This window comes from Nonomuraea sp. CA-143628 (genome assembly GCF_050942315.1).
Classification (GTDB): domain Bacteria; phylum Actinomycetota; class Actinomycetes; order Streptosporangiales; family Streptosporangiaceae; genus Nonomuraea.
The window spans coordinates 12,255,760-12,269,507 of record NZ_CP192072.1 but is presented as its reverse complement, the minus strand read 5'-3'; the positions used below and the strand labels follow the sequence as shown (position 1 = coordinate 12,269,507).

Below are 13,748 nucleotides of genomic sequence, written 5' to 3'. Positions count from 1 at the left end.
ACAGAGGCTTACTCTGACGCAAACGCGTTGAGCTGTGACTCACGCACCGGCCGCTGGTACGGACCAGCGAGACCCGTCCGATGAGAAGGCGGTACTTCGGTGAACATGAAACTTGTGGGCGGTGCGGCTCTCGGCCTGGCGACCGTGCTGGTCCTGTCCAGCTGTGGCTCAGGAGGAGGCACCGGCACCAGCGGTGCGGGCGACCAGAAGTCCTCGGCCGGCGGCCCGGTGACGCTCAAGATGGTCGCCGCCGACTACGGTGACGGCCCCGGCAAGCCGAACTCCGGTGAGACGTTCTGGAAGGGCGTCGTGGACGAGTTCCAGGCCGCCAACCCGAACATCAAGGTCGAGGTCCAGGTCATCAACTGGAACGACATCGACAAGCAGGTCGCCACCATGGTCCAGAACGGCCAGGTGCCCGACATCCTGCAGACCGGCGACTACTCCGGCTTCGTCAAGGACCAGCTCCTCTACAAGGTCGACGAGGTCCTGTCGCCGAACGTCTCCAGCGACATGCTGCAGAAGTTCGCCGACTTCGGCAAGGTCGACGGCGCCGCGTACGGCATCCCGTTCGTCTCCTCCGCCCGCGCCCTGTTCTACAACAAGGACCTGTTCCAGAAGGCCGGCATCGCCGAGCCGCCCAAGACCTGGGACGAGCTCAAGGCCGACGCCGAGAAGCTGAAGAAGGCCGGCGTCAGCCAGCCCTTCGGCCTGCCGCTCGGACAGGAGGAGGCGCAGGCCGAGTCCTTCCTGTGGATGCTCGGCAACGGCGGCGGCTACAAGGACGCCTCCGGCAAGTGGGCGATCAACTCCCCGCAGAACATCGAGACGTTCAACTACGTGAAGGGCCTGGTCAACGCCGGTCTGACCACCCCGAACCCGGGCACCAAGGACCGCAAGACGGTCTGGGAGGACTTCGGCGCCGGCAAGGTCGGCATGGTCAACGGCGGCCCGATGTCCATCCCGATCTTCGACGCGGCCGGGCTGAAGAACTACGGCGTCGCGCCGATCCCCGGCAAGTCCGGCCCGCTCGACACCACGCTCGGCGTCATGGACTGGATCATGGCGTTCAACAAGAACGGCCACGCCGCCGAGATCAAGAAGTTCTTCGACTTCTTCTACACCGGCAGCGCCGCGCAGAAGATCAGCGACACCTACAAGCTGCTGCCCGTGACCAACGGCGGCATCCAGAAGCTGTCGGGCGACGAGAAGCTCAAGCCGTTCCTCGACGCGCTGCCCAACGCCAGCTTCTACCCGTTCCAGGACCCCAAGTGGGCCGAGGTGAACCCGCAGATCAAGCAGACCATCGGCGGGGCCGTCAAGGACGACCCGGCCAAGGTGCTCGGCGAGCTCCAGAAGACGGCCGACGCCGGCTGAGCAGTCGGGGGCCCGTACGGCCGGCGCTTCGCGTCCAGAGCGCCGGCCGTACCGTTACGGAAGGTTCCGCATGAAAAGGTTCCGCATCCTGGAGCCCCTGGCCTGGGTCGGGCCCGCTGTCGTGCTGATCGCGGTGGTCGTGCTCTGGCCGGTCTACGAGATGATCCGCTCGTCGTTCCTGAAGATCAGCCGGTTCGGCGTGGTCCAGGGCGGCAACGGCGTGGCGAACTACGAGAAGCTGTTCGGTGAGAAGGACTTCGCGGACATCATGGTCCGCAGCGTGATCTGGGTGGTCGCGGTCGTCGCTCTCACCGTGCTGATCTCACTGGCCCTGGCCCAGCTGTTCAACCAGCGCTTCCCCGGCCGCAAGATCGCCCGCTGGGCGCTGATCGCGCCGTGGGCGGCCTCGGTGCTGATGACGGCGATCATCTTCAAGTGGATGCTCGACCCCGAGGTCGGCGTCATCAACCAGATCAGGCTCAAGCTCGGCCTGATCGACGCGATGGGCGGCGCCTCGGCCGACCAGCTCGGCGACGCCTCGACGGCGATGCCGTGGCTGGTGTTCGTGGCGGTGTTCGTGTCGGTGCCGTTCACCACGTACGCGCTGCTGGCCGGTCTGGCGACCATCCCCACCGATGTCTACGAGGCGGCCAAGATGGACGGCGCCACCCGGCTGCGGACGTACTGGTCGATCACGCTGCCGCTGCTGCGGCCCGCCCTTACTGTCGCCGCGCTGATCAACGTCATGAACGTCTTCAACAGCTTCCCGATCATCTGGGCAATGACGCACGGCCAGCCCGGATACTCGACGGCGACCTCGACGATCCTGATGTTCATCCTCAAGGGCTCCAACATTGGCGAGTCCGCCGCCATGTCGGTCGTCAACTTCGGCATGGTGATCATCCTGACCGCGATCTTCCTCAGGGTGTCCCGCTGGAACAAGGAGGTGGCGTGATGGCCGTCAAAACGGCGCCGACGCTGTCCACCCACCACCACGCCAAGCCGCCCCGCCCCGCCGCGCGCCGCCTGCCCAGGCTCAAGACGGTGATCGTCGCGGGCAGCGCGTACGTGATCGCGTTCATCTTCCTGTTCCCGTACCTGGTGATGCTGCTGACCTCGCTGCGTCCCCAGGAGACGCTGCGCGACGTGACGTTCTTCCCGTCGCAGTGGGAATGGTCGAACCTGACCAACTTCTGGACCAGCGGCCTGGCCGGCAACCTCATGGTCACGCTCAAGGTGGCGGCGGGTTCGACCATCCTGGTGCTGCTGGTGGCCCTGCCGGCCGCGTACTACTCGGCCAGGCACAACTTCAGGGGCCGCACGGCGTTCCTGATCCTGGTGCTGATCACCCAGATGTTCCAGCCGACGGCCATGCTGGTCGGCATCTACCGGGAGTTCTTCCAGTTCGGGCTGGTGGACTCGATCTGGTCGCTGATCCTGGTCAACGGCGGGTTCAACCTGGCGTTCGCGGTGTGGATTCTGAACGCGTACTTCTCCTCGATCCCGCGCGAGCTGGAGGAGGCGGCGTTCATCGACGGCAACGGGCGGTTCGGGGCACTGTTCCGGATCACGCTGCCGCTGGCCATGCCCGGGGTCATCACCGCGCTGATCTTCACCTTCATCGCCGCGTGGAACGAGTTCGTGGTGGCGTTGACGCTGACCACGACACCGGCGAACCAGCCGCTGACAGTGGCGCTCAACTCGTTCATCGGCCAATACCAGGTGGACTGGCAGAACCTCTTCGCCGGCTCGGTGATCGCCACGATCCCAGTGATCATCCTCTTCGCTCTGATCGAGCGAAAGGTGGTGGGAGGTCTGACGGCGGGCTCCATCAAATAGCCGGCCACGACAGCCATCCCCGCCCGGGCCCCTCCTCCACCGGCCCGGGCCCCTCAGCCGCCCCGCACGCCGGTGGCGGCTGAGGTGGTTCTCAGACCACTTTGGCCCCCGGAAGGGCACCCCTTGCGAGCCGCCTACTTCCCCCGAAGGGGCATCTCGGATTAGGGACCCCAGCCACGACGGACCGCTTTCGTCCGCTCCCCCGGAGGGGGTATCCCTCTCAAGGGACCTCAGCCACGACGGGCCGTCACAGGGATTGAGACGGTCCGTGCCACCGACGCTAGGCAGGCACCCGAGCGACGCAGAAGACGGTCTGACCGAAGGGCGGCCGAATGAACCGCTCGATGAGCCGCGTGGCCGGAACCACCGTCCGGTCGTAGATCTTCACGAGTCGCGGATCCGGATAGCCCACCCCACCCCGGCGGACGGCGGCCCACCAGGCGATGCCGCCCAGGAAGTTGATCGGCTTCAGCACCTCGGCCTCCAGCCCCGCCTTGGCGACCGTCGCACCCAGGGTCTTGGGGGTGTAGCGCTGGACGTGCCCGACCTTACGGTCGAAGTCTCCATAAAGCTGCATGTAGCCGGGCACCCAGATGACGATCCGGCCGCCGGGCTGCGTGACCCGGGCCAGCGAACGCAGCGCCTCGGCGTCCTCTTCGATGTGCTCCAGGACGTTCATCAGGATGACCGTGTCGACCTTGTCCTCAAGCGGGATCTCGGTCGGCAGGCCGAACTGCAGCACACCGATGTCGTCGCGCCCCTCGAAGCGCTTGCGGAGCTGCTCGACGCAGTAGGGGTCGAAGTCGCTCACCACGAGCCGGTCGAGGCGCGGCAGGAACTGCTCGGCGAAATGGCCCAGCCCGGACCCGATCTCCAGCATCGAACGGCCGACATGCGGGGCGACCATGTCGAACTCGTACTGCCGATAGTTCTTGGCCTCGTCCCCACCTAGGTGGTTCTCCAGGGCCTCGTCACCGGCCGCCGGTTGTACTACACGGTCATACCCAGAAGACATAGTGCCGTTCCTTCGAAGGGCTCATGGATTTGTGCGAGTCTAATGCCCCAGCAGCGCCGATGGTCACCTCATGGGTCAAACGCCCTTCCCTGAACCCCCTCCGATGCGGTGAAATCTGACTCGTTCATGGACGACGACGAGGCCATCGGCCGCTCGCTTGATGGCGACCTGACCGCCTACGAGGCGCTGGTCGCCCGCTACAGCGCGCTCGCCCACCGCACCGCCGCCATGCTCGGCGCGGGGGACGAGGCAGAGGACGTGGTGCAGGAGGCGTTCGTCAAGGCGTTCAGGCATCTGTCGACCTTCCGCAGGGACGCCCCTTTCCGGCCGTGGCTGCTGCGGATCGTGGCCAATGAGACGCACAACCTGACCCGGTCGCGCGGGCGCAGATCCGAGCTCGCCGTACGGCTCAGCGCCACGGCCGACCTCAAGGCCCCCGACGACCCCGAGGGTTCGGCCGTCGCCACGGACCGGCGCGCCCGGCTGCTGGAGGCGGTACGCCACCTGCCGGAGCGGGAACGCCAGGCCGTCGTCTGCCGGTACTTCTTACAACTGACGGAGGCGGAAACCGCCCAGGTGCTCGACTGGCCGCTCGGCACCGTCAAGTCCAGCACCCATCGCGGCCTCGCGCGGCTCAGGGAGGAGGTGGGCAATGAGCTCGCATGACCCGTTCGACGACCTGGCCGCCGAACTCACGGCCCTCGCCGACTTCCTCGACGTCCCCAACCCACCGCCGAGCGATGTGGCATCAGCCGTCCGCGCCCGCCTGGAGCCCACCCCCGAAACGCCCGCGATACGCGAAACGCCCGCGACCCCTGAAACACCCGCGGTGCCCGCGACCCCCGAAACGCTCGCGGTGCCCGCGACCCCCGAAACGCTCGCGACCCCCGAGGCGGCCGAAACCCCTGCGACCCGCGAGGGGCCCGAGGCGGCGGCCCCTGAGGCGCCTCCCGAGGCGCCCAGTGTGTCCGGTGTGCCCGACGCCAGGCGGCACCCCCCGGCGCCGGGTCGGCGGGACGATGAGCGGCGGCCTCCGGCGCAACGCGGGCGGCGGGCAAGATGGCAGATCGTGACAGCCATTGTCCTGGCCGTCATAGCCATCACCGCCGCCACCCCCCAGGGCCGCGCCGCCGTACGCGCGATCCTCCACTACGCCGGCATCGAGCTACGCCTGGGCGAGTCCACCCCCGAGCCGGTCAGCACTCCCACACCCCTGCCAGGCGAGCACACGGTGGCCCCGGCGGACCTGGCCACCCAAGTGCGGTTCCCCGTCAAGACCCCCACCGCGCTGGGCACCCCCGAGCGCGCCACAGTGAGCGACAACGGCCGGGTGGCGTCGCTGTTCTGGCCGGGCGGCATCCGCCTGGACCAGTTCGACGGCACGCTCAGCCCGTACTTCTTCAAGAGCGTCGGCCCACCCTGGCCCGAGGACGTCCCGGTCGCGGGCGTCACCGCCTGGTGGCTCGGCGGCGAGCATCCGCTCGGCTACATCAAGCGCGAGGACGGCACGTCGGTCCCCCTGCGCCAGGCCCAGCCCACCCTCATCTGGCAGTCCGGCACGGTCGGCTACCGCCTGGAAGGAGCCGGCACCAAGGATCGCGCCGCCGAGATAGCCGCCTCACTCCGGTAGCCGTCTCAGACCGTCTTACGCCGGTAGCGCCTCACCCCGGCAGAGCCGGTCACTCCGGCAGGGTCAGCCAGTCGTCGATCTCCTTCAGGAGTTCCTTGCGCACCCCCTCGGGCGCCGTGGACGCCCTGATCGACTGCCGCGCCAGCTCGGCGATCTCCTCATCACTGAAGCCGTAGACCTCTCGCGCCAGCTCGTACTGCCGCAACAACCGCGCCCCGAACAGCAACGGGTCGTCGGCCCCCAGCGCGATCGGCACCCCCGCGTCGAACAGCCTGCGCAACGGCACGTCCGCCGCCCGCTCGGCGACGCCCAGGCCCACGTTCGAGGTCGGGCACACTTCACAGCAGATCTGCCGCTCGGCCAGCCGCTCCATCAGCCACGGGTCCTCCGCCGCCCGTACCCCGTGCCCGACGCGATCGGCGTGCAGGTCGTCCACACATTGCGCGACGCTGCGGGGCCCGAGCAGCTCACCCCCATGAGGTACGGCCAGCAGCCCCGCGCGTTTGGCGATCCGGAAGGCCCGCTCGAACTCCCTGGCCGCGCCGCGCCGCTCGTCGTTCGACAACCCGAACCCGACGACCCCCTTGCCCTGGTATTGGACCGCGAGCCTGGCCAGCGTGTTCGCGTCGAGCGGGTGCTTGGTGCGGTTGGCCGCCACGACCACCGCGATCCCGATGTCCGCCAGTACGGCGGCCTGGGCGGCGGCGTCCAGCATGAGCTCCAGCGTCGCCGTCAACCCGCCGAACCGCGGCGCGAACCCCGACGGGTCCACCTGGATCTCCAGCCACCGCGACCCGGCCGCCGCCTCGTCCTCGGCCGTCTCCCGGACCAGCCGGTAGACGTGCTCCGGCTGCCACAGCACCGATCTGGCGATGTCGTACAGTCGCTGGAACCTGAACCACCCACGCTCATCGGTCGCGCGCAGCTGGGGCGGCCAGTCCTGCTCCAGCGCGTCGGGCAGGTGCAGGCCCTGCTCGCGAGCCAGCTCGATCAGCGTCGTATGCCGCATCGAGCCGGTGAAGTGCAGGTGCAGGTGAGCCTTGGGCAGCAGGTCAAGCGGGCGTGGCATTTCCATATCTTGCCACTCAACCTGTATGCCCGTTCGTGCGTTGGGAGGGGCGAAAGGGGACCCCGCCCATGACGGATGAAGATGAAGCGGCATTCGACGAGTTCCTTGCCGCACGCAGCACCTCGTTGCTACGCACCGCGATCCTGGTCTGCGGAGCCACCCACCACGACGCCGAGGACCTGGTCCAGCACGCTCTGGAGAGGGTCTACCGGCACTGGCCCCGGATCCGGCACGACAACCCCGAGGCGTACGCGCGCAAGGTCCTCGTCAACGCGGCGATCAGCCGGGCCCGGCGGCGGCGCGTCGTGCAGGAGATCACGTTCGCCCGGCCGCCCGACACCGCCGCGAAATCGCCCGACCTGGACCTGCGCGACACGCTCATCGAGGAACTGCGCAGGCTGCCGCCGAAGATGCGGGCCGTGATCGTCCTGCGCTACTGGGAGGACCAGTCGGAGTCGGCCACCGCGTCGCTGCTCGGCTGCTCGATCGGCACGGTGAAGAGCCAGGCGGCCCGGGGCCTCGCCAAGATCCGCGAACGCATGACCTTCGCAGAAGGAGCGATCCGATGAAGACCGAAGAAGAAGCCATCGCCGAGGCCATGGCCGCGCACGTCGCCGACGTGCACGCCGGGCCGGCGCTCGGCAGGGACGTGCGGCGCCGCCACCGCGCGCACGTGATGCGATTCCGTACGGCCGGCGCCGCCCTCGTCACGGTCCTGGTCGCCGTGACCGTGCCGGCGCTGATCAACTCTGGGGAACCCCCCAAGACCCAGCACACGGCTACCGGTCCGGACCGGGCCGTGATGGACCTGGTGACCGTCCCCAGTGTCGTCGACATGCCCGCCGCCAAGGCGGTCGCGACGCTGAAGCAGGCCGGACTGGTCGTGGAGGACCCGGAGACGGCCACCAAAAAGGGGCAGGTGCGCACGCAAGCCCCCGCTGCGGGCCAGGAGGTGCCGAAGGGGACGAATGTCCAGCTCACCGTCGGCTCGGAGGTCTCGCTGCCGCAAGACCTCGGCGACCTGGGCGACGGCAGGAAGTTCGGCGGCATCCATGTCGGCTACCTGCCCGACGGGCTCGAATGGGGCAAGTGGTCGGGCAAGAACGGCTTCGGCAAGACGAGCTATACGACCACCTTCAAGGAGCCCGGACAGGAAGAGGGCCTCTACGCCGTTCAGGTGGTCGTGTTCGCGGATGAGGCGAGCAAGCAGATCGCGCAGCAGTTGGCGACGTACTCCAAAGATGGCGCTGAGGTCATCGACATCGCCGGCAAGCGGGCATACCTGGCGAAGATCACAGAAGGCGGTGAGGTCGCCACCGACACCTTTGAGGGCGACACGAGCACCATTGGCTGGACGCTGCGCGAAGGGCTGGCGGTCGAGGTGTATATCAGCCCGGACTATGCGAAAAAGGTCGACGCGGCGGACGAGTTGAAGAAGATCGCCGAAGGGATCGAACCCGTCGACTGATCAGGTGGTACGGGTGAGATCAGACCGGGGATCTACCGTGCATGAGGTCTGAGGGCGGGACCGGGGGACAGGCGCTGCGCGCGATGCTGGCGTTCCTCGCACTCGGGATCACCGTTTCGATCATCTATGGGCTGTTCTCCTCGGGATTCGGGCGTCTCCATCGCACACCGGTGGAGGCGCCTCCGCCGGTTCAGGCCCAGCCACCTCCGGCCGCGCCAGGTCGCGCGGGGCCCGTTCGGGGCCGGACCGTCACCGCCGCCCTGGCGGCGCCCCGGATCGCGGTGGTCGCGCATGACTTCTGGCTCACCTACCTGCCTTCAGGGTTCGATCGCGCCGACGGGGGAGTGATCGAACCCGACCAGGGCGCCTGGGCCAGATTCACCCCTGAGAGGGGGGCAGGCGCTCGGGACAGGTTCGTCGAGGTGCGGGTCGAGCACGGCGCCGCGGCTGCCGACTGGGCCACCTACCAGCAGCGGACGCCGCTACGTACGCCGAGGGAGACCACCATCCGCGGCAGGCCCGCCCTGGTCGGCAGGCATCCCGGTGGCGGCCTGATGATCGTCTGGCTGGAGCGTACGGGCACCGGAGCCTGGATCAGGGTCAGCGAATCTCTGCGCGAGGAACTGCTCCGTGTTGCCGCCTCAGTCAGGGCTCCTGTAGGAGACTAGGGGCCTTTTCTGCGGTTTCCACTCCAAGTCATGGGGGGTTGATGCGACGCCTGGCAGCGGTGTCCCTCGTGTTCGCGCTCACCGGGTGCGGCAGCGCCGCCACGCCGGAGGCGAACACAGCCACGCCGGAACCGAGCCGGGCGAGGTCGACGATCATCTCTCTGACCTGCGGGTCCGGGGATCTCGGCATCGGCCACCTGCCCGCGGGGGTGGAGCGCGCGGGCTCGTTCGCGCGGGTCAAGTCACTGCGCGAGCGGCTCAAGGTGAAGGGCGTGCGGTGGCGCAAGAACGACGAGGAACTGCTCGTCGGTCTGGTGTGCGGGGTGCGGGGCGCCGAGCGGTTCGCGTCATTGGTCAGCAGGTCGAGCCTGCGCGCGTACAACGGCAAGCCCGCCCTGCGCTGGCGTACGCGGGGCGGGCTGAGCAACTTCATGTGGCTGGAACGGCCGGGCACCGCGGTCTACATCGGTGCCACGCCCGGACTGGCCCGCGAGATCGGGCAGGTGGCCGAGGCGGTCGGCTGACGCGGATCGGCCGGTTGGCCTCCGCGGTCGGCTGACACGGATCGCTCACCCGGCCTCTGAGGTCAGCTGAGCGGCTCGGTCACCCGGCCTCTGCGGTCGGCTGGCGTGGCGTGGTCAGTGGGCTTCCGCGAGGAGCTTGGCGAGGCGGCTGACGCCCTCGGCCAGGTCGTCGTCCCCCAGGGCGTACGAAAGGCGGAAATATCCGGGCGTCCCGAACGCCTCGCCCGGAACCACCGCCACCTCCGCCTCCTCCAGGATCAGCTCAGCCAGCTCGGCCGACGACTGCGGCCGCCGGCCGCGCAGCTCCTTGCCGATCAGCTCCTTGACCGAGGGGTAGACGTAGAACGCCCCCTTCGGCTCCGGGCAGACCACGCCGGGGATCTCATTGAGCAGCCGGACCATCGCCTGACGGCGCCGGTCGAACGCCTCGCGCATCTCCGCCACGGCCGACAGGTCGCCGGAGACGGCGGCCAGAGCGGCCATCTGGGCCACGTTCGAGACGTTGGACGTGGCGTGCGACTGGAGGTTCGTCGCGGCCTTGACCACGTCGGACGGGCCGATCAGCCAGCCCACCCGCCAGCCCGTCATGGCGTACGTCTTGGCCACGCCGTTGACGATGACGACCCGGTCGGCCAGCTCGGGAACGGCCGTGGCGATGCTGGTGAACTCCGCTCCGCCGTACACGAGATGCTCGTAGATCTCGTCGGTGACGACCCAGAGGCCGTTGGCGGCGGCCCAGCGGCCGATCGCCTCCGTCTGCTCGCGCGAGTAGACGGCGCCCGTCGGGTTGGACGGCGAGACGAACAGCAGGACCTTGGTGCGCTCCGTGCGGGCCGCCTCAAGCTGTTCGACGCTCGCGAGGTAGCCGGTCGTCTCGTCGGTGACGACGTCGACCTGGACGCCGCCGGCCAGCTTGATCGCCTCGGGGTAGGTCGTCCAGTACGGGGCCACGACCAGGACCTCGTCACCCGGGTCGAGCAGCGTGGCGAACGCCTCATAGACGGCCTGCTTGCCCCCGTTGGTGACCAGGACCTGCGACGCCTCGACCTGGTAGCCCGAGTCGCGCCGCGTCTTGGCGGCGATCGCCTGCTTGAGCTCCGGCAGGCCGCCGGCCGGGGTGTACTTGTGGAAGCGGGGATCGCGCGCCGCCGCGACCGCCGCCTCGACGATGTAATCCGGCGTTGGGAAGTCGGGCTCTCCGGCGCCGAAGCCGATGACGGGGCGGCCGGCCGCCTTCATCGCCTTCGCCTTAGCGTCCACGGCCAGCGTGGCGGACTCGGAAATCGCGGAAATTCGGCTGGATATGCGAGGTCGGGTGGACATGGGTCCATGCTGCCACGCGGGCCGTGACCTGGGCGATCGGGTTTGGTTCGACGTAGGAGGCATTCCCCCGATACACTTTCGCCTGGTCGTACCGCCGCATGTCGACGTGCGGTTCGGTCCAGGCAGTGAGCTGATCAGGGTAGTGTGGTTGGCGACATAGGGCACTGGCGCAATTGGTAGCGCACCGGTCTCCAAAACCGGCGGTTGGGGGTTCGAGTCCCTCGTGCCCTGCGAGTGCGGTCCGCGCAATGGCGTGTAAGCGCGCCGCATACTGCGTTGGATACGACAGATTCAGGTGAGGACTGTGGCGATCGACACGCGCGGCGAGACCGCAGGCAAGCCTAGTGGCGAGAAGAAGACCCGCACCTCGCCGGCCCTTTTCTACCGGCAGGTAGTCACCGAGCTGCGTAAGGTCATCTGGCCGACACGCAAGGATCTCATCACTTACACCACGGTCGTTCTGGTATTCGTTCTGATCATGGTTGCGATTGTGTACGGGCTCGACAGTGCGCTCGGCTGGGCCGTTCTCCGCGTCTTCGGCGGATCCTGATCCAGACACCGACGGCGTCACCCGACGGAGTCGCCATTCGATTCGACGAAAGAGGAAAAGTCACCGTGTCCGAATCTTCAGTGCCGGCGAACGAGTCCCACGAGGAGTGGGACACCGAGCCGGAAGAGGCCGCCGAGGCCACTGAGGAGACCGTCGACGAGCTCGACGCCGACGTCGCGGACAGCGACGAGGGCGGCGAGGACGAGGTCGCCGACGAGGCTCCCGCAGTCGACGAAGACGGTGACATCCTGCCTGACGTCGACCCGGTCGAGGAGTTCAAGCGCTCGCTCCGGGGCCAGCTCGGCGAGTGGTACGTGATCCACTCCTACGCCGGCTACGAAAACCGCGTGAAGTCCAACATCGAGAGCCGCAACGTGTCTCTCAACATGGAGGACTACATCTACCAGGTCGAGGTGCCGACGCACACCGTCCAGGAGTTCAAGAGCGGTAAGAAGGTGCCGGTCAAGGAGCGCGTGCTGCCCGGCTACGTGCTGGTGCGCATGGAGCTGACCGACGAGTCCTGGGCCGCCGTGCGTAACACGCCCGGTGTGACCGGCTTCGTGGGCCTGTCCAACAAGCCGAGCCCGCTCAACCTCGACGAGGTCGCCAAGTTGCTGGCGCCGGAGCCGACCGAGGAAGCCAAGAAGTCCTCGGCCAAGACCAGCACCGGCCCGACCGTCGAGTTCGAGATCGGCGAGTCCGTCACGGTCATGGACGGCCCGTTCGCCACCCTGCCCGCCTCGGTCAGCGAGATCAGCCCCGAGTCGCAGAAGCTCAAGGTGCTCGTCTCGATCTTCGGCCGCGAGACCCCGGTCGAGCTGTCGTTCAACCAGGTCTCGAAGATCTAAGACGATCACGTAAGCTGATATGTCGTCCCCACGCGCGTGAACTGGGGGCCCCTGTGTTCTGGGGTCCCCATGCCCGTGGGGGTTTGCAACACCATTCTCAGGACCCGGAGAAGGATCATGCCTCCAAAGAAGAAGATCGCGGCCTTGGTGAAGGTGCAGCTGCCCGCTGGCCAGGCCACGCCCGCTCCGCCCGTCGGTACCGCGCTCGGTCCCCACGGCGTCAACATCATGGACTTCGTCAAGCAGTACAACGCTGCCACGGAGGCCCAGCGGGGCAACATCATCCCCGTTGAGATCACCATTTTCGAAGACCGCAGCTTCACCTTCATCACGAAGACGCCCCCGGCGCCCGAGCTGATCAAGAAGGCTCTGGGCCTCGACAAGGGCAGCGCGGTCCCGCACAAGGAGAAGGTCGGCAAGCTCAGCCGCGAGCAGCTCCGCAGCATCGCTGAGACCAAGATGCCCGACCTCAACGCCAACGACATCGCGGCGGCCGAGAAGATCATCGCCGGCACCGCCCGGTCCATGGGCATCACCGTCGCCGACTAACACTTCCCGATCCGCGGGAGGGCCGTTCCCCGGCCCCCACCGCGATCCGTGGGAGAGCCGGTTTCCCGGCTCCTACCCACACCGATCAGTGGGAGGGCCGGCACCCGGCCCGCACACCACAAGGAGACAGACATGAAGCGCAGCAAGGCGCACAAGGACGCGTCGGCCAAGGTCGACCGCGACAAGCTCTACGCACCCGTCGAGGGCGTGAAGCTGGCCAAGCAGACGTCCACCACCAAGTTCGACGCCACTGTCGAGGTGGCGCTGCGACTGGGCGTCGACCCTCGCAAGGCCGACCAGATCGTGCGCGGCACGGTCAACCTCCCGCACGGCACCGGCAAGACCGCCCGGGTCCTGGTCTTCGCGACCGGTGACCGTGCCGAGGCGGCCCGCGAGGCGGGCGCCGACATCATCGGCGCCGACGAGCTCATCGACGAGATCGCCAAGGGCAACCGGCTCAGCGAGTTCGACGCCGTTGTCGCCACCCCTGACCTCATGGGCAAGGTCGGCCGTCTGGGCCGCGTCCTCGGCCCGCGTGGCCTCATGCCCAACCCCAAGACCGGCACCGTGACGCCCGACGTCGCCAAGGCCGTGACGGAGATCAAGGGCGGCAAGATCGAGTTCCGTACGGACCGGCAGGCCAACCTGCACTTCATCATCGGCAAGACGTCGTTCGACGAGCGCCAGCTCATCGAGAACTACGCCGCCGCCCTTGACGAGGTGCTCCGTCTCAAGCCGTCGGCCGCCAAGGGTCGTTACCTGAAGAAGGTCACCTTCTCCACGACCATGGGCCCCGGCGTCCCGGTCGACCCCAACGCCACCCGCGGCCTCACCGCCGAGCTGGACGCGTAGCGAAAAAGCCACACTTCTGGCACTTCTTCGCACCAC

The 13,748-nt window shown here is 68.0% G+C and carries 16 protein-coding genes and 1 tRNA gene; 14 read left to right on the top strand and 3 right to left on the bottom strand.

Annotated elements, in window-relative coordinates:
* Nucleotides 1–105: 105 nt before the first annotated feature.
* From ACQP2T_RS55450 to ACQP2T_RS55440, 3 genes are all read left to right on the top strand, one after another.
* A complete protein-coding gene (locus ACQP2T_RS55450; protein ID WP_433519963.1) occupies nucleotides 106–1,377 on the top strand; it encodes an extracellular solute-binding protein in 1,272 nt (423 codons plus the stop codon).
* Between the two features lie 70 nt (nucleotides 1,378–1,447).
* Nucleotides 1,448–2,332, top strand: coding sequence for a carbohydrate ABC transporter permease (locus ACQP2T_RS55445; protein WP_358554743.1), 885 nt, complete (start codon nucleotides 1,448–1,450; stop codon nucleotides 2,330–2,332).
* A complete protein-coding gene (locus ACQP2T_RS55440) occupies nucleotides 2,332–3,216 on the top strand; it encodes a carbohydrate ABC transporter permease (RefSeq protein WP_433512778.1) in 885 nt (294 codons plus the stop codon). The genes ACQP2T_RS55445 and ACQP2T_RS55440 overlap by 1 nt, the downstream gene beginning before the upstream one ends.
* Nucleotides 3,217–3,496: 280 nt before the next feature.
* On the opposite strand, the gene ACQP2T_RS55435 is transcribed toward ACQP2T_RS55440, so the two are convergent.
* On the bottom strand, nucleotides 3,497–4,231 hold the full coding sequence (locus ACQP2T_RS55435) for a class I SAM-dependent methyltransferase (RefSeq protein WP_433512777.1): 735 nt from the start codon (nucleotides 4,229–4,231) through the stop codon (nucleotides 3,497–3,499).
* Nucleotides 4,232–4,339: 108 nt separating this feature from the next.
* On the opposite strand from ACQP2T_RS55435, the gene ACQP2T_RS55430 reads away from it, so the two are divergent.
* Together ACQP2T_RS55430 and ACQP2T_RS55425 are read left to right on the top strand one after the other, a co-directional pair.
* On the top strand, nucleotides 4,340–4,897 hold the full coding sequence (locus ACQP2T_RS55430) for an RNA polymerase sigma factor (protein WP_433512776.1): 558 nt from the start codon (nucleotides 4,340–4,342) through the stop codon (nucleotides 4,895–4,897).
* Nucleotides 4,884–5,861, top strand: coding sequence for a hypothetical protein (locus ACQP2T_RS55425; protein ID WP_433512775.1), 978 nt, complete (start codon nucleotides 4,884–4,886; stop codon nucleotides 5,859–5,861). The genes ACQP2T_RS55430 and ACQP2T_RS55425 overlap by 14 nt, the downstream gene beginning before the upstream one ends.
* A 49-nt stretch (nucleotides 5,862–5,910) precedes the next feature.
* Here the strand turns inward: ACQP2T_RS55425 and ACQP2T_RS55420 are convergent, their stop codons facing one another.
* Nucleotides 5,911–6,930 (bottom strand): adenosine deaminase, encoded by a 1,020-nt coding sequence (locus ACQP2T_RS55420; protein WP_433512774.1) that lies wholly within the window; start codon nucleotides 6,928–6,930, stop codon nucleotides 5,911–5,913.
* Between the two features lie 68 nt (nucleotides 6,931–6,998).
* Here ACQP2T_RS55420 and ACQP2T_RS55415 point away from each other — a divergent pair, with 68 nt between their 5' ends.
* Genes ACQP2T_RS55415 through ACQP2T_RS55400 form a run of 4 tightly spaced genes read left to right on the top strand, consistent with a single transcriptional unit; the run spans nucleotide 6,999 to nucleotide 9,590 of the window.
* The gene (locus ACQP2T_RS55415; protein WP_433512773.1) at nucleotides 6,999–7,499 is read left to right on the top strand and encodes a SigE family RNA polymerase sigma factor; all 501 of its coding nucleotides are present in this window, start codon (nucleotides 6,999–7,001) and stop codon (nucleotides 7,497–7,499) included.
* Nucleotides 7,496–8,398 carry a PASTA domain-containing protein gene (locus tag ACQP2T_RS55410; RefSeq protein ID WP_433512772.1) on the top strand — a complete coding sequence of 301 codons (903 nt, stop codon included), beginning with the start codon at nucleotides 7,496–7,498 and terminating at the stop codon, nucleotides 8,396–8,398. The genes ACQP2T_RS55415 and ACQP2T_RS55410 overlap by 4 nt, the downstream gene beginning before the upstream one ends.
* Before the next feature lie 41 nt (nucleotides 8,399–8,439).
* A complete protein-coding gene (locus ACQP2T_RS55405) occupies nucleotides 8,440–9,066 on the top strand; it encodes a hypothetical protein (protein WP_433512771.1) in 627 nt (208 codons plus the stop codon).
* Between the two features lie 41 nt (nucleotides 9,067–9,107).
* Nucleotides 9,108–9,590 carry a hypothetical protein gene (locus ACQP2T_RS55400; protein ID WP_433512770.1) on the top strand — a complete coding sequence of 161 codons (483 nt, stop codon included), beginning with the start codon at nucleotides 9,108–9,110 and terminating at the stop codon, nucleotides 9,588–9,590.
* A gap of 114 nt (nucleotides 9,591–9,704) precedes the next feature.
* Here the strand turns inward: ACQP2T_RS55400 and ACQP2T_RS55395 are convergent, their stop codons facing one another.
* Nucleotides 9,705–10,913, bottom strand: coding sequence for a pyridoxal phosphate-dependent aminotransferase (locus ACQP2T_RS55395; RefSeq protein WP_433512769.1), 1,209 nt, complete (start codon nucleotides 10,911–10,913; stop codon nucleotides 9,705–9,707).
* A gap of 158 nt (nucleotides 10,914–11,071) precedes the next feature.
* Between ACQP2T_RS55395 and ACQP2T_RS55390 the strand changes: the two genes are divergently transcribed.
* The 5 genes from ACQP2T_RS55390 (at nucleotide 11,072) to rplA (ending at nucleotide 13,712) form a co-directional block, all read left to right on the top strand.
* Nucleotides 11,072–11,144, top strand: a tRNA-Trp gene (locus ACQP2T_RS55390).
* Between the two features lie 73 nt (nucleotides 11,145–11,217).
* Complete coding sequence (gene secE / locus ACQP2T_RS55385; protein WP_357962191.1) at nucleotides 11,218–11,463, top strand: preprotein translocase subunit SecE; 246 nt, start codon at nucleotides 11,218–11,220, stop codon at nucleotides 11,461–11,463.
* Nucleotides 11,464–11,528: 65 nt separating this feature from the next.
* Entirely contained in the window at nucleotides 11,529–12,311 is a 783-nt protein-coding gene (gene nusG, locus ACQP2T_RS55380; RefSeq protein WP_433512768.1) for a transcription termination/antitermination protein NusG, read from the top strand.
* 117 nt (nucleotides 12,312–12,428) lie between these two features.
* Complete coding sequence (gene rplK / locus ACQP2T_RS55375) at nucleotides 12,429–12,860, top strand: 50S ribosomal protein L11 (RefSeq protein WP_225293997.1); 432 nt, start codon at nucleotides 12,429–12,431, stop codon at nucleotides 12,858–12,860.
* Nucleotides 12,861–12,992: 132 nt separating this feature from the next.
* The gene (gene rplA, locus ACQP2T_RS55370; protein ID WP_433512767.1) at nucleotides 12,993–13,712 is read left to right on the top strand and encodes a 50S ribosomal protein L1; all 720 of its coding nucleotides are present in this window, start codon (nucleotides 12,993–12,995) and stop codon (nucleotides 13,710–13,712) included.
* The last annotated feature ends 36 nt before the right edge of the window (nucleotides 13,713–13,748 follow it).

Bases quoted from the DNA above. Each gene is read 5' to 3' on its own strand.
- ACQP2T_RS55450 (WP_433519963.1), top strand. From the start codon at position 106: ATGAAACTTGTGGGCGGTGCGGCTCTCGGCCTGGCGACCGTGCTGGTC.
- ACQP2T_RS55445 (WP_358554743.1), top strand. From the start codon at position 1,448: ATGAAAAGGTTCCGCATCCTGGAGCCCCTGGCCTGGGTCGGGCCCGCT.
- ACQP2T_RS55440 (WP_433512778.1), top strand. From the start codon at position 2,332: ATGGCCGTCAAAACGGCGCCGACGCTGTCCACCCACCACCACGCCAAG.
- ACQP2T_RS55435 (WP_433512777.1), bottom strand. From the start codon at position 4,231: ATGTCTTCTGGGTATGACCGTGTAGTACAACCGGCGGCCGGTGACGAG.
- ACQP2T_RS55425 (WP_433512775.1), top strand. From the start codon at position 4,884: ATGAGCTCGCATGACCCGTTCGACGACCTGGCCGCCGAACTCACGGCC.
- ACQP2T_RS55420 (WP_433512774.1), bottom strand. From the start codon at position 6,930: ATGCCACGCCCGCTTGACCTGCTGCCCAAGGCTCACCTGCACCTGCAC.
- ACQP2T_RS55415 (WP_433512773.1), top strand. From the start codon at position 6,999: ATGACGGATGAAGATGAAGCGGCATTCGACGAGTTCCTTGCCGCACGC.
- ACQP2T_RS55410 (WP_433512772.1), top strand. From the start codon at position 7,496: ATGAAGACCGAAGAAGAAGCCATCGCCGAGGCCATGGCCGCGCACGTC.
- ACQP2T_RS55405 (WP_433512771.1), top strand. From the start codon at position 8,440: ATGAGGTCTGAGGGCGGGACCGGGGGACAGGCGCTGCGCGCGATGCTG.
- ACQP2T_RS55400 (WP_433512770.1), top strand. From the start codon at position 9,108: ATGCGACGCCTGGCAGCGGTGTCCCTCGTGTTCGCGCTCACCGGGTGC.
- ACQP2T_RS55395 (WP_433512769.1), bottom strand. From the start codon at position 10,913: ATGTCCACCCGACCTCGCATATCCAGCCGAATTTCCGCGATTTCCGAG.
- rplK (WP_225293997.1), top strand. From the start codon at position 12,429: ATGCCTCCAAAGAAGAAGATCGCGGCCTTGGTGAAGGTGCAGCTGCCC.
- rplA (WP_433512767.1), top strand. From the start codon at position 12,993: ATGAAGCGCAGCAAGGCGCACAAGGACGCGTCGGCCAAGGTCGACCGC.